Annotated in this window: 19 protein-coding genes and 1 riboswitch; all 19 genes read left to right on the top strand. The window is 57.0% G+C overall.

Going from position 1 to position 15,930, the window contains the following annotated elements; all coding sequences use genetic code 11:
- Positions 1 to 30 precede the first annotated feature (30 nt).
- Positions 31 to 206, top strand: a riboswitch (cobalamin riboswitch).
- 299 nt (positions 207 to 505) lie between these two features.
- Genes HVY19_RS12430 through cobS form a run of 19 tightly spaced genes read left to right on the top strand, consistent with a single transcriptional unit; the run spans position 506 to position 15,910 of the window.
- The gene (locus tag HVY19_RS12430; protein WP_181680891.1) at positions 506 to 1,885 is read left to right on the top strand and encodes a cobyrinate a,c-diamide synthase; all 1,380 of its coding nucleotides are present in this window, start codon (positions 506 to 508) and stop codon (positions 1,883 to 1,885) included.
- Complete coding sequence (cbiB, locus tag HVY19_RS12425; RefSeq protein WP_181680890.1) at positions 1,882 to 2,841, top strand: adenosylcobinamide-phosphate synthase CbiB; 960 nt, start codon at positions 1,882 to 1,884, stop codon at positions 2,839 to 2,841. The genes HVY19_RS12430 and cbiB overlap by 4 nt, the downstream gene beginning before the upstream one ends.
- 12 nt (positions 2,842 to 2,853) lie before the next feature.
- Positions 2,854 to 3,486: a cobalt-precorrin-8 methylmutase gene (locus HVY19_RS12420; RefSeq protein WP_181680889.1), complete on the top strand. Its 633-nt coding sequence runs from the start codon at positions 2,854 to 2,856 to the stop codon at positions 3,484 to 3,486.
- Positions 3,483 to 4,622, top strand: a complete 1,140-nt coding sequence (gene cbiD / locus HVY19_RS12415; protein ID WP_181680888.1) for a cobalt-precorrin-5B (C(1))-methyltransferase CbiD — start codon at positions 3,483 to 3,485, stop codon at positions 4,620 to 4,622. The genes HVY19_RS12420 and cbiD overlap by 4 nt, the downstream gene beginning before the upstream one ends.
- Positions 4,616 to 5,221: a cobalt-precorrin-7 (C(5))-methyltransferase gene (locus HVY19_RS12410; protein WP_181680887.1), complete on the top strand. Its 606-nt coding sequence runs from the start codon at positions 4,616 to 4,618 to the stop codon at positions 5,219 to 5,221. Before cbiD ends, HVY19_RS12410 begins: the two co-directional genes overlap by 7 nt.
- A complete protein-coding gene (locus HVY19_RS12405; protein ID WP_181680886.1) occupies positions 5,211 to 5,780 on the top strand; it encodes a decarboxylating cobalt-precorrin-6B (C(15))-methyltransferase in 570 nt (189 codons plus the stop codon). The genes HVY19_RS12410 and HVY19_RS12405 overlap by 11 nt, the downstream gene beginning before the upstream one ends.
- Positions 5,773 to 6,546 carry a cobalt-precorrin-4 methyltransferase gene (locus HVY19_RS12400; RefSeq protein ID WP_181680885.1) on the top strand — a complete coding sequence of 258 codons (774 nt, stop codon included), beginning with the start codon at positions 5,773 to 5,775 and terminating at the stop codon, positions 6,544 to 6,546. Before HVY19_RS12405 ends, HVY19_RS12400 begins: the two co-directional genes overlap by 8 nt.
- The gene (gene cbiG, locus HVY19_RS12395; RefSeq protein WP_181680884.1) at positions 6,527 to 7,582 is read left to right on the top strand and encodes a cobalt-precorrin 5A hydrolase; all 1,056 of its coding nucleotides are present in this window, start codon (positions 6,527 to 6,529) and stop codon (positions 7,580 to 7,582) included. Before HVY19_RS12400 ends, cbiG begins: the two co-directional genes overlap by 20 nt.
- Positions 7,582 to 8,307, top strand: coding sequence for a precorrin-3B C(17)-methyltransferase (locus HVY19_RS12390; RefSeq protein ID WP_181680883.1), 726 nt, complete (start codon positions 7,582 to 7,584; stop codon positions 8,305 to 8,307). Before cbiG ends, HVY19_RS12390 begins: the two co-directional genes overlap by 1 nt.
- On the top strand, positions 8,304 to 9,089 hold the full coding sequence (locus HVY19_RS12385) for a cobalt-precorrin-6A reductase (protein ID WP_181680882.1): 786 nt from the start codon (positions 8,304 to 8,306) through the stop codon (positions 9,087 to 9,089). The genes HVY19_RS12390 and HVY19_RS12385 overlap by 4 nt, the downstream gene beginning before the upstream one ends.
- A gap of 12 nt (positions 9,090 to 9,101) precedes the next feature.
- A complete protein-coding gene (locus tag HVY19_RS12380; RefSeq protein ID WP_181680881.1) occupies positions 9,102 to 9,896 on the top strand; it encodes a sirohydrochlorin cobaltochelatase in 795 nt (264 codons plus the stop codon).
- Positions 9,893 to 10,606: a cobalt-factor II C(20)-methyltransferase gene (locus HVY19_RS12375; protein WP_181680880.1), complete on the top strand. Its 714-nt coding sequence runs from the start codon at positions 9,893 to 9,895 to the stop codon at positions 10,604 to 10,606. The genes HVY19_RS12380 and HVY19_RS12375 overlap by 4 nt, the downstream gene beginning before the upstream one ends.
- Positions 10,603 to 11,340, top strand: coding sequence for a cobalt ECF transporter S component CbiM (cbiM, locus tag HVY19_RS12370; protein ID WP_181680879.1), 738 nt, complete (start codon positions 10,603 to 10,605; stop codon positions 11,338 to 11,340). Before HVY19_RS12375 ends, cbiM begins: the two co-directional genes overlap by 4 nt.
- A 1-nt stretch (position 11,341) precedes the next feature.
- Positions 11,342 to 11,623 (top strand): energy-coupling factor ABC transporter substrate-binding protein, encoded by a 282-nt coding sequence (locus HVY19_RS12365; protein WP_181680878.1) that lies wholly within the window; start codon positions 11,342 to 11,344, stop codon positions 11,621 to 11,623.
- A complete protein-coding gene (locus HVY19_RS12360; RefSeq protein ID WP_181684279.1) occupies positions 11,610 to 12,287 on the top strand; it encodes an energy-coupling factor ABC transporter transmembrane protein in 678 nt (225 codons plus the stop codon). Before HVY19_RS12365 ends, HVY19_RS12360 begins: the two co-directional genes overlap by 14 nt.
- An 8-nt stretch (positions 12,288 to 12,295) precedes the next feature.
- Positions 12,296 to 13,111 carry an energy-coupling factor ABC transporter ATP-binding protein gene (locus tag HVY19_RS12355; protein WP_181680877.1) on the top strand — a complete coding sequence of 272 codons (816 nt, stop codon included), beginning with the start codon at positions 12,296 to 12,298 and terminating at the stop codon, positions 13,109 to 13,111.
- Positions 13,108 to 14,628, top strand: a complete 1,521-nt coding sequence (locus HVY19_RS12350) for a cobyric acid synthase (RefSeq protein ID WP_181680876.1) — start codon at positions 13,108 to 13,110, stop codon at positions 14,626 to 14,628. The genes HVY19_RS12355 and HVY19_RS12350 overlap by 4 nt, the downstream gene beginning before the upstream one ends.
- Positions 14,625 to 15,170 carry a bifunctional adenosylcobinamide kinase/adenosylcobinamide-phosphate guanylyltransferase gene (gene cobU, locus HVY19_RS12345; RefSeq protein ID WP_181680875.1) on the top strand — a complete coding sequence of 182 codons (546 nt, stop codon included), beginning with the start codon at positions 14,625 to 14,627 and terminating at the stop codon, positions 15,168 to 15,170. The genes HVY19_RS12350 and cobU overlap by 4 nt, the downstream gene beginning before the upstream one ends.
- The gene (gene cobS, locus HVY19_RS12340) at positions 15,167 to 15,910 is read left to right on the top strand and encodes an adenosylcobinamide-GDP ribazoletransferase (RefSeq protein WP_181680874.1); all 744 of its coding nucleotides are present in this window, start codon (positions 15,167 to 15,169) and stop codon (positions 15,908 to 15,910) included. The genes cobU and cobS overlap by 4 nt, the downstream gene beginning before the upstream one ends.
- Positions 15,911 to 15,930: the final 20 nt, after the last annotated feature.

Genomic DNA, 15,930 nt, shown 5'->3' with positions numbered 1-15,930 from the left:
TATTTTCATTATGAACAGGTGTCATTCTGTTCATAATCTAAGCCGACAGGTTTGACACATTTGTGTCTGGGAAGGGGGTGAAAATCCCCCGCAGCCCCCGCTGCTGTGATGCTGACAACCCCGTAAACACCACTGATCGCAAGATTGGGAAGGACGGGCGAGGATGACGCTAAGCCAGAAGACCAGCCTCTCGGATATAACCAACAACTTCGGTGGGAAGTGGGTTGTTTTGATACATAGGTCGAAAGACTGGGTTTAGAACCTATCCCAGTAGGCGTAATTGTTGCAGCCAGTTTGAACACGGACAGCGCGGAAGAACCGGAACGTACACGCAGTACGTGAGGATTCTGAGCACTGCCCAGGTTCAAAATGGCAAATGAAATAGCCTAATGGGATAGGTTCTTACTCACTCTATTGCACCTTGCAGGGTAATGGCTTTCCTGCAACCTGACGTAGTCAGAGGATATGTATCTGGACCCTTACCACCCTGAACAGGATCAGGGTTATGGCGGCGAAGCAGTACGCGTTTGTTCTGGCGGGCACCGGTAGCGGTTGTGGTAAAACCACGGTGACGCTGGGCTTGCTGAGTCTGTTAAAACAGCGGGGTCTTCGCGTCCAACCTTGTAAGGTCGGTCCTGACTATCTGGATACCGCCTGGCATACGGCAATCTACGGCACCCCATCCTGCAATCTCGACAGCTTCATGCTTCCCGAATCCATCCTTAATGCGCTGTTTTCTGAACGGATGCAACAGGCGGATATTGCCGTTATCGAAGGTGTGATGGGGCTGTATGACGGCTATGGCACCGATCCGGACTATTGCAGTACCGCCGCGATGGCGAAGCAACTGGCTTGCCCGGTCATTCTGCTGGTCGACGGGAAGGCGGTATCCACCTCCATCGCCGCCACGGTGATGGGCTTTCAGCATTTTGATCCTTCCCTGAATATCGCTGGCGTGATTGTTAATCGCGTCAATAGCGACTCGCATTTTCAGCTCCTCAAAACCGCGATTGCGCATTACTGCGCTATTCCTGTCCTCGGCTATGTGCCTCATGTGCCCGGCGTTGCGCTTCCAGAACGCCATCTGGGCCTGGTTACCGCGCGTGAATCCGTGATTAATCAGCAGCCGTGGCAGGATTTCGCCGCCATGCTTGAGCAAACGTTAGATATTGATCTGTTGCTGGGGTTAAGCCAACGGGAGACGTTGCCCCAGGGCGCATGGCCTGAGCTCCCTGCCGCCAATGCCGGGGAAGGGCTAACCATCGCAATTGCCGATGATGAAGCGTTTAATTTTTATTATCCCGATAACCTGACGCTGCTGGCGCGCACCGGCCTGAATATCGCCCGCTTTAGCCCTCTGCACGATCGTACACTGCCTGAGTGTCAGATGGTCTGGCTGGGGGGGGGATATCCCGAATTGCATGCAGCGGCGCTGGCGGCGAATACCTCAATGCTGGAGAGCCTGCGTGACGCACATCGGCGCGGCGTTGCTATCTACGCCGAGTGTGGGGGGCTGATGTATCTCAGCACGCTTCTGGAAGATGCTGAAGGCGAGGTTCATCGAATGGCGAATATCATTCCCGGTCGCAGCAAAATGGGGAAACGATTGACCCGCTTTGGCTATTGTGAGGCGCAGGCGAACCAGCCAACGCTGCTGGCTGCGAAAGGTGAAGTGCTGCGCGGCCATGAATTCCACTACTCTGATTTTTCTCCCGAAACGCCCGCCGTGCTGGATTGTTGCAAAGTGCGTGACGGTCACGTCATGCGGACGTGGTCCGGCGGCTGGCAGGTCGGCAATACGTTTGCCAGTTATCTTCATGTTCATTTTGCTCAGCGTCCCACGATGTTAACCCACTGGCTAAACGCCGCCCGGGAGGCCCTATGACGCTGCTGGCATGGTGTGTGGCCTGGATCCTTGACCTCCTGATTGGCGACCCACAGAACTGGCCGCATCCGGTGCGCTGGATTGGCAATTTCATCTCTCTTGCACAGCAAATGATTCGCCGCCACTGCCACAGCGACCGGGCGTTGCGCATTGGCGGTGGCGTGCTGTGGCTGGTGGTGGTGGGGATGACGTGGGCGATTGCCTGGGGCGCGTTGGCGCTTGCGCGAACGATCCACCCGTGGCTGGGCTGGATTGTTGAGGTCTGGATGATCTTTACCGTCCTTGCGGGACGCAGTCTGGCGACCGCGGCGCAGGACGTGGAGCGCCCTCTGCGTGCCGGGGATCTTGAAGAAAGCCGTAACAAACTGTCATGGATTGTGGGACGCGACACTTCACAGCTTGCACCTGAACAAATTAACCGGGCGGTAGTGGAAACCGTCGCAGAAAACACGGTCGACGGCATTATTGCGCCGTTGTTTTACCTGCTGCTAGGCGGGGCACCGCTGGCGATGGCCTACAAGGCAGTGAATACCCTCGATTCCATGGTCGGTTACAAGCATGAGAAATACCGGGCAATTGGCATGGTCAGCGCCCGACTGGATGACGTGGCAAATTTTATTCCCGCCCGTCTTAGCTGGCTTCTGCTAAGCGTAGCTGCGGTGCTGTGCGGTAACGATGGTGCTCGCGCGTTGCGCGTTGGCTGGCGCGATCGCTACAACCACAGCAGTCCAAACTGCGCATGGGCAGAAGCCCCGGTTGCCGGGGCATTGGGGATCCGCCTCGGTGGGCCGAATGATTATTTTGGCGAGCGGGTTGAAAAACCGTGGATTGGTGATGCGACGCGTAACGTCACGGTAGACGACATTTCCCGCACAATTCGACTGATGTGGGTTGCTTCAACGCTGGTTCTGGTGCTGTTCCTCGTGACGCGCTGGCTGGTGGTTGGCGTAGCCTGAGGATAAAAGAAAATGCAATACATCCAGCAACCCATGGCGATTGAGGCCAAAAGTTTCGACATCATTGGCGAGATCATCGCTGAGACGCGCCCGGAATATCGGTTTGCCAGTCCGCTGCACGAGGCGATTGTAAAACGAGCGATTCATACCACGGCTGACTTTGACTGGCTGGATATTCTTTGGTTTTCGGATGATGTGCTCGACGCCCTTTGTGCGGCACTGAGTCGCCCGTCAGTGATCTATACCGATACCACCATGGCGCTTTCGGGGATTAACAAAACCTTGCTGGCAAGGTCTGGCGGCGAATGCCGCTGTTACATCAGCGATCCCCGGGTTGTCGCACAGGCGCGGGCGCAGGGAATCACCCGATCTATGGCTGCCGTGGACATCGCGGTCACTGAAATGGGGGAAAAGGTGTTTGTGTTTGGCAACGCACCCACCGCGTTATTTCGTCTGCTTGAACATGATGTGGCTGTGAGCGGCGTGGTGGGGGTACCGGTAGGGTTCGTAGGTGCGGCGGAATCCAAAGATGCGCTGACGAAAAGCCATCTTCCCGCAATTGCCGCGCTGGGTCGTAAAGGCGGTAGCAACGTTGCAGCGGCGATTATTAACGCTCTGCTTTATCACATGCAGGGGGCGCGATGAGCGATCAGGCATTCGATTCGCCGGTGTGGCATAACGGCAAAGCGCTGCGTAAGGGGTACACCACCGGCTCATGCGCTACGGCGGCGGCGAAGGTCGCTGCGCTGATGGTGCTGCGCCAGCATTTGATTCACCAGATTTCGATTGTCACACCGTCTGGTGTCACGCTGTGCCTTAACGTTGAATCACCCCACATCGAAGGACAGCAGGCGATTGCCGCCATTCGCAAAGACGGCGGTGACGATGTCGATGCAACGCACGGTATGTTGATCTTTGCGCGCGTGACGCTGAATAACAGCGGCAAGATTGCTCTTCTGGGCGGTGAGGGGGTTGGTACCGTCACCCGCAAAGGAATCGGTTTACCGATTGGCAGTCCGGCGATTAACCGTACCCCGCGCCATACCATTGAAGCCGCTGTCCGTGAGGCGATAGGCCCGACACGGGGGGCGGACATTGAGATTTTCGCGCCGGAAGGCGAAGAACGCGCGCAAAAAACCTACAACTCACGTCTCGGTATTCTGGGCGGCATTTCGATTATTGGTACCACCGGCATTGTCACGCCGATGTCTGAAGAGAGCTGGAAGCGCTCGTTATCGCTGGAGCTGGAAATCAAACGCGCTGAAGGGCTGGATTGCGTGGTGCTGGTGCCCGGCAATCATGGTGAACGTTTCGTCCGCGAGCAGATGGGCATTGATACCGTCGTGGTGGTCACCATGAGCAATTTCGTCGGTTACATGATTGAAGAGGCGGTGCGGCTGGGATTTCGCCATATCGTGTTAGTGGGTCATCCCGGCAAGCTGATCAAAATCGCCGCCGGGATTTTCCACACCCACAGCCATATTGCCGATGCGCGCATGGAAACCCTGGTTGCACATCTGGCGCTACTCGGCGCGCCGCTGGAATTGCTCAAAGAGGTGAGTGAATGCGATACCACCGAAGCCGCGATGGAGCCTATTGCAGCCAGGGGGTTTGAGCATATTTACAACCATCTGGCGGAACGCATTTGCCTGCGCGTCATGCAGATGCTGCGTTTTACCCAAAAACCGCCAGTTTGCGACGCCATCATGTTCTCATTTGATAACCAGGTACTTGGCAGCAGTCGCCCCGTCGACGTCATCGCCCGGGAGTTGCAATGTTAACGGTTGTTGGAATGGGGCCAGGCGCGCTGCACCTGATGGCACCCGCTGCGCGTGAGGCTGTCGAAAATGCTGACGTGCTGGTGGGGGGAAAGCGTCATTTGCAGCAATTTCCAGGCTTTCAGGGTGAGCAGTTTGCACTGGGGGCCAACATTCCAGAATTGTTGAGCTGGCTAGAGACTCTTCGGGAGAAACGCGTGGTGGTGCTGGCCTCGGGCGATCCGCTTTTTTATGGCATCGGCACGCGACTGGTCGCCCATTTTGGCATTGCCCAGGTGCGCATTATTCCGGGGATCAGTGCCGTGCAGTACCTTTGCGCCCAGACGGGAATTGATATGAACGACATGTGGCTCACCAGCAGTCACGGGCGCCGGGTCTGCTTCGATGCGCTTGCGCGGCATAGCAAAGTGGGGATGGTTACTGACGGCCAGTGCGGGCCGCGAGACATTGCGGTGCAACTGGCTGCGCGTGGGAAGGGATATCGCTGGATGGTGATTGGCGAAAACCTGGCGATGGAAAACGAACGGATCCATTGGCTGCGCGTCAGTGACGTTTGTGCGGAATACGAAATGAATGCAGTGGTGATCCTTGATGAAAGATGAGCTTTTTCTGCGTGGCGAGAAGGTACCGATGACCAAAGAAGCGGTTCGTGCATTTGCACTCGCTAAACTCGAACTGCACCGGGCTACACATTTCATTGATATTGGTGCAGGAACCGGCAGCGTTTCTATTGAAGCTGCGCTCCAGTACCCCTCGCTGCGCGTGACGGCCATTGAGCGCAACCCGGCGGCTCTGCGTTTGCTTGACGAAAACCGCCAGCACTTTGCCTGCTCCAACATCGATATTTTGCCTGGTGAGGCGTCAATGGCGCTCACCGACAAAGCCGATGCGATATTTATGGGCGGCAGCGGCGGGTTTCTTACTGAACTTATCGACTGGTCGATGCGCCAGTTGCACCCAGGCGGCCGCCTGGTGATGACCTTTATCTTGCAGGAAAACGTCAACACGGCGCTGGCCTGGTTGCAGCAGTCGGCCGTGAAAGAGATTGAATGTCTACAACTCCAGGTTTCATCACTGACCGCGCTCGGCAGTGGTCACTATTTCAAACCGAATAATCCTGTTTTTGTTATCGCCTGTCAGAAGGAAGAACGCCATGTCTGAGACTTTTGATCCCCGCTGCGTCTGGTTTGTTGGTGCAGGCCCCGGCGATCGTGAGCTAATCACCCTCAAGGGCTACCGGTTGCTACAGCAGGCGCAGGTGGTGATTTATGCCGGTTCGCTCATTAACACTGAACTGCTGGAATACTGCCCGGCAGGTGCGGAGTGCCACGACAGCGCGGAACTGCATCTGGCGCAAATTCTCGATCTGATGGAAGCCGGAGTGAAGGCCGGCAAAACGGTGGTGAGATTGCAAACCGGCGACGTGTCGCTGTACGGATCGGTGCGTGAACAGGGGGAGGAACTTGCCCGGCGCGGCATCCCCTGGCAGGTTGTGCCCGGCGTCAGCGCTTTCCTCGGTGCGGCGGCGGAACTTGGCGTCGAATACACCGTGCCGGAAGTCTCACAGAGCCTGATTATCACCCGTCTTGAAGGGCGCACTCCCGTACCAGAGCGCGAGCAACTGGAATCTTTTGCCAGCCACCAGACATCGATGGCGATTTATCTCTCCGTACAGCGCATTCATCGGGTTGCCGAGCGGCTTGTCGAAGGAGGGTATCCCGCGAATACGCCGGTGGCCGTGATCTATAAAGCCACCTGGCCGGAAAGCCAGACCGTACGCGGCACGCTGGCGGATATCGCCGATAAAGTGCGCGATGCAGGGATCCGCAAAACTGCGCTCATTCTCGTCGGCAACTTCCTCGGAGATGAATATCACTACTCCAGACTCTACGCTGCGGATTTTAGCCATGAATACCGTAAAGCCTGAATCTATCGCGCTGTTTTGCCTGACGCCGGGCGGCGTAGCGCTGGCGAAGCGGTTGTCGGCCATGCTACCGCTGACCTGCTTCACCAGTGAAAAGCTGCAGGAGGATGGGTTTCTGCCGTTTGACGGCGGTTTCGCCCAGTCCGCTCGCGACGCGTTCAGCCACTATTCTGCGTTGATTTTTATTGGGGCGACGGGGATTGCGGTCCGCGTACTGGCCCCGCTGGTGAATGACAAATTCAGCGATCCCGCGGTGGTGGTGATCGATGAGCGCGGTCAGCACGTCATCAGCCTGCTTTCGGGTCATGCGGGTGGCGCGAATGCCCTGACGCGTTATCTGGCGGGCATGCTTGGGGCCGATCCGGTGATTACCACGGCAACTGACGTTAACGAGTTGGCAGCGCTCGATATGCTGGCATTCCAGCTTAATGCGCGAATGACCGACTTTCGCACGGCGGTCAAAGTCGTCAATCAGATGCTGGTGAGCCATCAGCGGGTTGGCCTGTGGTGGGACGATGAATTGGCCGAAGACGTCCAGCACTGTGACCGACGCGGTTTTATCACCGTGACCGATCTTCAACAACTGCCTGAGCTGGACGGGCTGGTCTGTATCACCCTCCGTAACGAACTGCCGGCGATCCCAATTCCGCACTGGAAGCTGGTGCCACAGCGGGTGGTTGCCGGGATTGGCTGTCGACGCGATACGCCGTTTCCGCTGCTGGCGGCGCTGCTGGCACGCCAGCTCGAAGCGCAACGCTTTGATCCGCTGGCGCTGAAAGCCATCGGCAGCGTCACGCTCAAGAAAAATGAAGCGGGGCTGATTCAGCTTGCCTCCTGCTGGCGCGTGCCGTTTGAAACCTTTACCGCTGACGCGCTGCGTGAGCATGAACATCGCTTTGCGGCGTCTCCGTTTGTACGTCAAACGGTTGGCGTCGGTAGCGTCTCGGGGCCGGCAGCGTGGTTGCTGAGCCAGGGGCAACTGGCTGGCGAAACGCTGCGCGAGCAGGGCGTCACTATCACTTTGGGAGTTTCACACTGATGTTAACCGTTATCGGAATCGGCCCCGGCTCACAGGCCATGATGACCATGGAAGCCGTAGAGGCGCTGCAGGCGGCGGAAATTGTGGTGGGTTACAAAACGTATACCCACCTGGTGAAAGCGTTTACCGGCGACAAGCAGGTGATCAAAACCGGTATGTGCAAAGAGATCGAGCGCTGTCAGGCGGCGATTGAACTGGCACAGGCCGGGCACAATGTGGCGCTGATCAGCAGCGGTGACGCCGGAATTTATGGCATGGCTGGACTGGTGCTGGAACTGGTCAGCAAACAGAAACTGGATGTTGAAGTGCGCCTGATCCCCGGCATGACCGCCAGTATCGCCGCTGCGTCGTTACTCGGCGCACCGTTGATGCACGACTTTTGCCACATCAGCCTGAGCGACCTGCTGACGCCGTGGCCGGTTATCGAAAAACGCATTATTGCCGCCGGGGAAGCAGACTTTGTGATCTGTTTCTATAACCCGCGCAGCCGGGGTCGAGAAGGCCATCTGGCGCGCGCCTTTGAACTGCTTGCCGCCAGCAAGAGCGGGCAAACCCCGGTGGGAGTAGTGAAATCGGCCGGGCGCAAGAAACAGGAGAAATGGTTAACCACGCTGAGTGGGATGGATTTCGAACCCGTCGACATGACCAGTCTGGTGATCGTCGGTAATAAAGCAACTTATGTGCAGGAGGGGCTGATGATCACTCCTCGAGGCTACGTGCTGTGAGTTACGGCGATGTGCTGGTCATCGGCGGCACCAGCGATGCCCGGACGATATGCCAGCAACTGGATGCGGCCAACGTGGCCTATACCCTGTCGGTGGCAACGCCGACCGGGAAGCAGCTGGCGGGTGATATCCGGGGTCAGGTGCGCTGTGGCCGGCTGGAATTAGCGCAGATGGTGAGCTGGCTGAAGGTGAACAACACGCGCTGGGTGATTGATGCTTCGCACCCCTACGCCGACGTGGTGAGCCGCAATATTCTCAGCGCCTGTGAACAGGCCGGCGTGCTATTGAGTCGCTATCAGCGACCAGAGCAGCTTAACAACTTACAACATCCGCTGCTCTTTCGCGTGCAGAGCATTGCGCAGGCCTGTGAAGTTGCGCGGCGTTTTGGCAAGCGTGTCCTGCTGACGACAGGAAGCAAAGATTTGGCGCAGTGGCGGGTGGGGTTGCCTGAGAAGATCCTGCTCGCCCGCGTGTTACCGGTCGTCGGGGTGATCCAGCAGTGTGCCGAACTCGGCTTCGGGGTGGGGGAAATATACGCGCTATGTGGGCCTTTTAGCGCTGAATTCAACGCCGCCTTTTATCGTCAGTGTCAGGCTGATGTGGTGATTACTAAGGCTTCTGGCGCTGAGGGGGGCTATCAGGAAAAAGTACAGCCCTGTCTGGAAGCGAGTATTCCCTGCATCGTGATTACCCGCCCGGCGCCGCAGGTGACGGGAGATGAGTTACTGGAAAGTCAGGCCGCATTTCAACAGCGTTTAGCACGCTGGCTGGCCACTGCTTAAGGAGTCACACACATGAAAAAAGCGCTTCTGGTGGTCAGCTTTGGCACCAGTTATCACGACACCTGTGAGAAAAATATCGTCGCCTGCGAGCGCGATCTGTCTGCAAGCTGCCCCGACCGGGATCTGTTTCGTGCCTTCACCTCCGGCATGATCATTCGCAAGCTCCGACAGCGCGACGGTATAGAAATTAATACTCCGCTTCAGGCGTTGCAAAAGCTTGCCGAGCAGGGATATCAGGATGTGGCGATTCAGTCGCTGCATATTATCAATGGCGATGAATATGAAAAAATTGTCCGCGAAGTGCAGAGCCTGCGACCGCTTTTTGCTCGCCTGACGCTCGGTGTGCCTCTGCTCAGCAGCCACGATGATTACGCCCGGTTGATGTTGGCCCTACAGCAGCAAATGCCCGCGCTTGGCGAACGTGAGAAGGTGGTGTTTATGGGGCACGGTGCCAGCCACCACGCCTTTGCCGCCTATGCGTGCCTCGATCATATGATGACGGCGCAGGGATTCCCGGCGCGTGTGGGGGCGGTAGAAAGCTATCCGGAAGTCGACATTCTGATTGAAAGCCTGCGTAAAGAGGGGGTTCGCGCCGTGCATCTGATGCCGCTGATGCTGGTGGCCGGTGACCATGCCATTAACGATATGGCCTCTGATGAAGAAGATTCGTGGAAAACGCTGTTTAACGCCGCAGGGATACCGGCAACGCCGTGGCTGAGTGGCCTGGGGGAAAACCCGGCGGTGCGGGCGATGTTCGTCGCCCATCTCCATCAGGCACTGAATAGCGCGATGGAGGAAGCAGCATGAGCGGCAGACTGTTTGCCCTGAGCACTGGCCCGGGGGCGTCCGATCTCATTACTGTTCGCGCCTCGCGCATTCTGGGAACGCTGGATATTTTGTATGCCCCGGCGGGGCGTAAAGGCGGCGACAGCCTGGCCCTTTCCATTGTGCGAGAGTATATCGGCGAGCACACCGAAGTGCGCTGCTGCCATTTTCCGATGAGCGCTGACAGTGCGGAAAAAGAGGCCGTTTGGGATGAAGTCGCCGCTGCGCTGGTGAAAGACGTGGACGCCGGTAAACGCGTGGGATTTATCACGCTGGGTGATGCCATGCTGTTTAGCACCTGGGTTTTTTTACTCCAGCGTATTGGGTGTCCGCCGTGGCTGGAGATTGTCCCCGGTGTCACATCCTTTGCTGCCATCGCCGCTCGCGCAAAAACGCCGCTGGCGATGGAGCAGCAGTCGCTGGCGGTGGTGTCCTGCACCGCGCCGGAAGCCGAAATTGCCCAGGCGTTAAGTCAACACGATAGTCTGGTTCTGATGAAAGTTTATGGCCGTTTTCCACGCATTAAAGCCTTGCTGAAACAGGCGGGACTGCTGGATTGCGCGCTCATGATGTCTGAAGCCACGCTGCCCGGTGAGCAGTGCTGGCAGCATTTGCACGAGGTCGATGACGATCAGCCGTTACCTTACTTCTCGACCATTCTGGTCAATAAACAGTGGAGGGATGCACAATGAATCTTGAGCAGCAGTTGAAAAAACTGTCATTCAGTGGCCTGGCGGTGGCGCTCTTGCTGATGATTGTGCCGGAGCAGGCTTTTGCGATGCACATTATGGAAGGGTTTTTACCGCCAATGTGGGCGCTGGCATGGTGGTTACTGTTTCTCCCGTGTCTGTGGTACGGACTGGTGCGTCTGCGGCATATCGTGATGGATGACAGTCATCAAAAGGTACTGCTGGCACTGTGCGGCGCGTTTATCTTCGTGCTCTCCGCGCTGAAGATCCCATCGGTGACCGGAAGCTGTTCGCACCCGACCGGTGTCGGACTGGCGGTGATCCTGTTTGGTCCGGGCGTTGTGGCCGTTCTTGGCGCTATCGTGCTGCTGTTTCAGGCCCTGCTGCTGGCACACGGAGGGTTAACCACGCTGGGAGCCAACGGCATGTCAATGGCGGTCATTGGCCCGGTTGTGGGTTATCTGGTGTGGCAAATGGCCTGCCGCGCAGGTATACGGCGTGATGTCGGCGTCTTTCTCTGCGCCATGCTGGCGGATCTGGTGACCTATTTTGTGACCTCGGTACAGCTGGGCGTGGCGTTTCCCGATCCTGAAGCTGGAGCCACGGGCTCGGTCGTCAAGTTCATGGGTATTTTCTGCCTGACGCAGATCCCCATCGCTATAGCCGAAGGGTTGCTCACCGTAATGATTTACGACCAGTTGACGAAACGACAACTGATTACCGCGCAAGGACATTAAGATGAAAAAGACATTGATCCTGTTATCGATGGTGATTGCTCTGGTGATTCTGCCGTTCTTTATCAATCACGGCGGCGAATACGGTGGTTCGGACGGTGAGGCTGAAAGCCAGATTCAGGCCGTTGCGCCGCAGTATGAGCCATGGTTCCAGCCGTTGTACGAACCGGCAAGCGGTGAAATTGAAAGCCTGCTGTTCACCTTGCAGGGGTCGATCGGCGCGGCGGTGATTTTTTACATTCTGGGCTACGCCAGAGGAAGACAGCATCGTGATGACCGGTCTTGACCGACTGAGTTACCAGAGCCGCTGGTATCACGTCGCGCCGGAGCGCAAGTTTCTTTTCTGGCTGGTGTTAATGATTCTGGCGTTTAGCTTACCCCCATGGGGACAGGGGATCGAACTGGCGATGACCGCAGGGCTGACCTGTTGGCTGCTGCGGATATCATTTCTCCGTTGGTGCCGCTGGATGGCGCTGCCGTTCGGCTTCCTGTTGGTTGGTGTAGTGACGATCCTGTTCAGCGTTAGCCGCGATCCGCAAACGCTACTGGCAGGGTTCCCACTGGGTGAGTACTGGCTGGGCGTGACGACGACGGGGCTGCATACTGCAAACGACACCTTCTGGCGCAGCCTGGCGGCGCTCGCTGCCACGTTCTGGCTGGTGCTGAATTTGCCGTTTCCGCAGCTGATTGCTCTGCTCAAACGGGCGCACGTGCCGCGTCTGCTCACAGAGCAGATCCTCCTGACCTGGCGTTTTATTTTCATCCTCCTGGAGGAGGCGCTGGCGATTCATCGCGCGCAAACGCTGCGTTTTGGGTATCGTAGCCTGCCTGAAAGCTACCGCTCGCTGGCAATGCTGGTGGGATTACTGTTCACCCGGGTGCTGATTCGCTATCAGCAAATGGCGGCAACGCTGGATATCAAACTGTATCAGGGTGATTTTCACCTGTAAGGATAAGCATGCTTGCCACCACCGATCTCTGGTTTCGCTATCAGGATACGCAGGTTCTCAAAGGCTTGACGCTGGATTTTTCGACGCACGCCGTTACCGGACTGGTGGGGGCGAATGGGTGTGGAAAGTCTACCTTGTTTATGAACCTGAGTGGTTTACTGCGCCCTCAGCAAGGTGCGGTGATGTGGCAGGGGAAGCCGCTCGATTACAGCAAACGAGGCCTGCTGGCACTGCGTCAGCAGGTGGCGACCGTGTTTCAGGATCCGGATCAGCAAATTTTCTATACCGATATCGACAGCGATATCGCCTTCAGCCTGCGTAATCTGGGCGTGGCAGAGGATGAAATTGCCCGGCGGGTGGATGACGCACTGACGTTGGTGGATGCGCAGCGTTTTCGCCATCAGCCCATTCAGTCCTTAAGCCACGGGCAGAAAAAGCGAGTGGCTATTGCCGGGGCGCTGGTGCTACGGGCGAAATATTTACTGCTTGATGAACCTACGGCAGGACTTGATCCTTCCGGTCGCAGTCAGATGATTGACATCATTAAACGTATTGTGGCGCAGGGGAATCACGTGGTGATCTCCAGCCATGACATCGATTTGATCTATGAAGTCAGCGATGCCGTGTATGTTCTGCATCATGGCGAAGTGCTAGCCAACGGCGAGCCAGGTGACGTGTTCACGCGTACAGCGCTGATAGAGGCGGCCGGGTTAACCCAGCCGTGGCTGGTAAAACTGCATGCGCAGCTAGGCTTTCCGCTGTGTAAAACCGAAGAAGAATTTTTTCGTCGTATGCAAAAACGACATATTAAGGAGGCGTCATGACGCAGGCAATTATGTTGCAGGGGACGGCGTCTGACGTCGGCAAAAGCGTACTGGTAGCAGGACTTTGCCGCATCTTTTACCAGGATGGCCGGCGAACCGCGCCGTTTAAATCGCAAAATATGGCGCTTAACTCCGGCATAACGCCGGATGGCAAAGAGATGGGGCGCGCGCAGATTTTCCAGGCGGAGGCGGCCGGGATCGTGCCAGATGTGCGCATGAATCCGGTGCTGTTGAAACCGACCAGCGATCGTAAAGCGCAGATCGTACTGATGGGACAGGTCGCGACGGATATGGACGCCGTCAGTTATCACGCGTATAAGCCGCAACTGCGCGAGCAGATCCTCTCCGTTTATAAGAGCCTGGCGCAGGAGTTTGAGGTGCTGGTACTCGAAGGCGCAGGTAGCCCGGCAGAGATCAATCTTCGCGACCGGGATATCGTCAATATGGGCATGGCTGAAATGGCGCAATGCCCGGTAATACTGGTTGCTGATATTGACCGGGGCGGGGTGTTTGCCTCCATCTACGGAACATTAGCCTTGTTGCATGAGCATGAACGCGCGCGGGTGAAAGGCGTCATCATCAATAAGTTTCGTGGCGACGTGGCGCTGCTCTATTCCGGTATTGAGCAGATTGAAAACCTGACCGGTGTTCCCGTACTGGGCGTGATGCCGTGGCTGGATATCGATCTCGAAGATGAAGACGGTGTGGCCTTGCAAAAAGGGAAGTATTTGCGCACCGGGAAGCGCGATATCAACATTGCGGTGGTGCAGGTTCCGCATATTTCGAACTTCACCGATTTTAATGCGCTGGCCGCGCAGCCGGATGTGCGCGTGTGCTATGTGCGTCAGCCGGAAGAACTGAGCGGCGTTGACCTGGTGATCCTGCCTGGCAGCAAAAATACGCTGGGCGATCTGGTCTGGCTGCGTGAAAGCGGTATGGCCCACGCGGTAATGCAGGCGCACCGACAACATGTACCGGTGGTGGGGATCTGCGGTGGCTACCAGATGCTGGGCGAAACCCTGATCGACGACGTGGAGTCGGGGCTGGGCACGCTGCCAGGACTTGGCCTGCTGCCGACCACGACGCAATTTGCCCAACATAAAACGACAACGCTGGTCGACGGGACAATGTCGCCCGTTTTACCCGGTTGGTTATCGGCAGCGTCTGGTCTGGCGGTACGCGGCTACGAAATTCATATGGGTGAAACCACGCTACAAGACTACTGCCAGCCGGTAGTGCAATTAAATAAGAACGGTCACTACGTGGCGGATGGCGCAGTCACGGCGGACGGGCTGGCGTTTGGCACCTATCTGCATGGTCTGTTTGATAGCGATGATTTTACCCGCGCGCTGGTCAACGGACTGCGCCAACGTAAGGGCCTTTCTCCCCTGGATCCCACGTTCCATTACGCGCAATATAAATCGCAGCAGTTTGACCTGCTGGCAGATGCGATGCGGAAACACATCGATATTGAGAAAATTTATACCATCATGCAACAGCACCAGGAGTCCGTATGATGATTCTGGTTACCGGCGGCGCACGTAGCGGTAAGAGCCGACACGCTGAAGCCCTGATTGCCGACTGCCCTCAGGTGTTGTACATCGCGACATCGCAAATCTGGGATGAAGAGATGGCGGCACGAATTCAGCATCATCGAGATAGTCGTCCAGCGCACTGGCGAACCGCAGAGCGCTGGCAGCATCTTGACGAGCTCATCACGGCGGAGAACGGTACGGATGAGGCCATTCTGCTGGAGTGTATCACCACGATGGTTACTAACCTGCTGTTTGCTTACGGCGGAGATAGCGACCCCGAGAGTTGGGATTACGCCGCAATGGAAAAGGTGATTGAGGCGGAAATTATCTCGTTGATTGCCGCCTGTCAGCGATGCCCGGCGACGGTAGTCCTGGTGACTAACGAGGTGGGCATGGGCATTGTTCCGGAAAACCGGCTGGCGCGCCATTTTCGGGACATTGCCGGGCGCGTGAATCAGCGTCTGGCGGCGGCGGCGGATGAGGTCTGGCTGGTGGTATCAGGTATTGGAGTCAAAATTAAATGAGTAAATTGTTCTGGGCGATGCTCGCTTTTATCACCCGTTTGCCCGTTCCTGGCCGCTTGTCGCAGGGGCTGGAGTTCGAACATTATTCCCGCGGTATCGTAATGTTTCCCTTGATCGGCTTGTTGCTTGGCGCACTGAGCGGGTTGGTCTTTTTGATTTTTCAGTCATGGAGCGGTGTTCCGCTGGCGGCGTTATTCAGCGTCTTAGCGCTGGCGTTGATGACCGGAGGTTTTCATCTCGATGGTCTGGCAGATACCTGCGACGGTGTTTTTTCGGCGCGTAGCCGGGAGCGGATGCTCGAGATTATGCGCGACAGCCGTTTGGGAACCCACGGTGGGCTGGCGCTGATATTCGTGCTGCTGGCAAAAGTGTTGGTGGTGAGCGAACTGGCGCTGCGAGGTACTCCGATGCTGGCGGCGCTGGCGGCAGCGTGTGCGGTAGGACGCGGAACCGCCGTTCTGCTGATGTATCAGCATCGCTATGCCCGTGAAGAGGGGCTGGGCAATGTTTTTATCGGTCATGTGACCGGAACACAAACCTGTTTTACCCTCGGACTGGCGGTTATTTTTGCGGCAGTGCTGCTGCCAGGCATGCAGGGTGTGGCGGCGATGGTCGTGACAATGATTGCGATTTATATCCTCGGACAGTTGTTAAAACGCACGCTTGGCGGGCAGACCGGCGATACGCTGGGGGCAGCGATTGAACTTGGCGAGTTGATATTCCTGCTGGCTCTGCTGTGAGTCAGCCAACCTATAGAGAA

Source organism: Citrobacter sp. RHB25-C09, from assembly GCF_013836145.1.
In the GTDB taxonomy this organism is placed as follows: domain Bacteria; phylum Pseudomonadota; class Gammaproteobacteria; order Enterobacterales; family Enterobacteriaceae; genus Citrobacter_A.
Note: the sequence above shows the minus strand (reverse complement) of the source record. Positions and strands in the feature narration are given on the sequence as shown.

Bases quoted from the DNA above. Each gene is read 5' to 3' on its own strand.
- HVY19_RS12430 (WP_181680891.1), top strand. From the start codon at position 506: ATGGCGGCGAAGCAGTACGCGTTTGTTCTGGCGGGCACCGGTAGCGGT.
- cbiB (WP_181680890.1), top strand. From the start codon at position 1,882: ATGACGCTGCTGGCATGGTGTGTGGCCTGGATCCTTGACCTCCTGATT.
- HVY19_RS12420 (WP_181680889.1), top strand. From the start codon at position 2,854: ATGCAATACATCCAGCAACCCATGGCGATTGAGGCCAAAAGTTTCGAC.
- cbiD (WP_181680888.1), top strand. From the start codon at position 3,483: ATGAGCGATCAGGCATTCGATTCGCCGGTGTGGCATAACGGCAAAGCG.
- HVY19_RS12410 (WP_181680887.1), top strand. From the start codon at position 4,616: ATGTTAACGGTTGTTGGAATGGGGCCAGGCGCGCTGCACCTGATGGCA.
- HVY19_RS12405 (WP_181680886.1), top strand. From the start codon at position 5,211: ATGAAAGATGAGCTTTTTCTGCGTGGCGAGAAGGTACCGATGACCAAA.
- HVY19_RS12400 (WP_181680885.1), top strand. From the start codon at position 5,773: ATGTCTGAGACTTTTGATCCCCGCTGCGTCTGGTTTGTTGGTGCAGGC.
- cbiG (WP_181680884.1), top strand. From the start codon at position 6,527: ATGAATACCGTAAAGCCTGAATCTATCGCGCTGTTTTGCCTGACGCCG.
- HVY19_RS12390 (WP_181680883.1), top strand. From the start codon at position 7,582: ATGTTAACCGTTATCGGAATCGGCCCCGGCTCACAGGCCATGATGACC.
- HVY19_RS12380 (WP_181680881.1), top strand. From the start codon at position 9,102: ATGAAAAAAGCGCTTCTGGTGGTCAGCTTTGGCACCAGTTATCACGAC.
- HVY19_RS12375 (WP_181680880.1), top strand. From the start codon at position 9,893: ATGAGCGGCAGACTGTTTGCCCTGAGCACTGGCCCGGGGGCGTCCGAT.
- cbiM (WP_181680879.1), top strand. From the start codon at position 10,603: ATGAATCTTGAGCAGCAGTTGAAAAAACTGTCATTCAGTGGCCTGGCG.
- HVY19_RS12365 (WP_181680878.1), top strand. From the start codon at position 11,342: ATGAAAAAGACATTGATCCTGTTATCGATGGTGATTGCTCTGGTGATT.
- HVY19_RS12360 (WP_181684279.1), top strand. From the start codon at position 11,610: ATGACCGGTCTTGACCGACTGAGTTACCAGAGCCGCTGGTATCACGTC.
- HVY19_RS12355 (WP_181680877.1), top strand. From the start codon at position 12,296: ATGCTTGCCACCACCGATCTCTGGTTTCGCTATCAGGATACGCAGGTT.
- HVY19_RS12350 (WP_181680876.1), top strand. From the start codon at position 13,108: ATGACGCAGGCAATTATGTTGCAGGGGACGGCGTCTGACGTCGGCAAA.
- cobU (WP_181680875.1), top strand. From the start codon at position 14,625: ATGATGATTCTGGTTACCGGCGGCGCACGTAGCGGTAAGAGCCGACAC.
- cobS (WP_181680874.1), top strand. From the start codon at position 15,167: ATGAGTAAATTGTTCTGGGCGATGCTCGCTTTTATCACCCGTTTGCCC.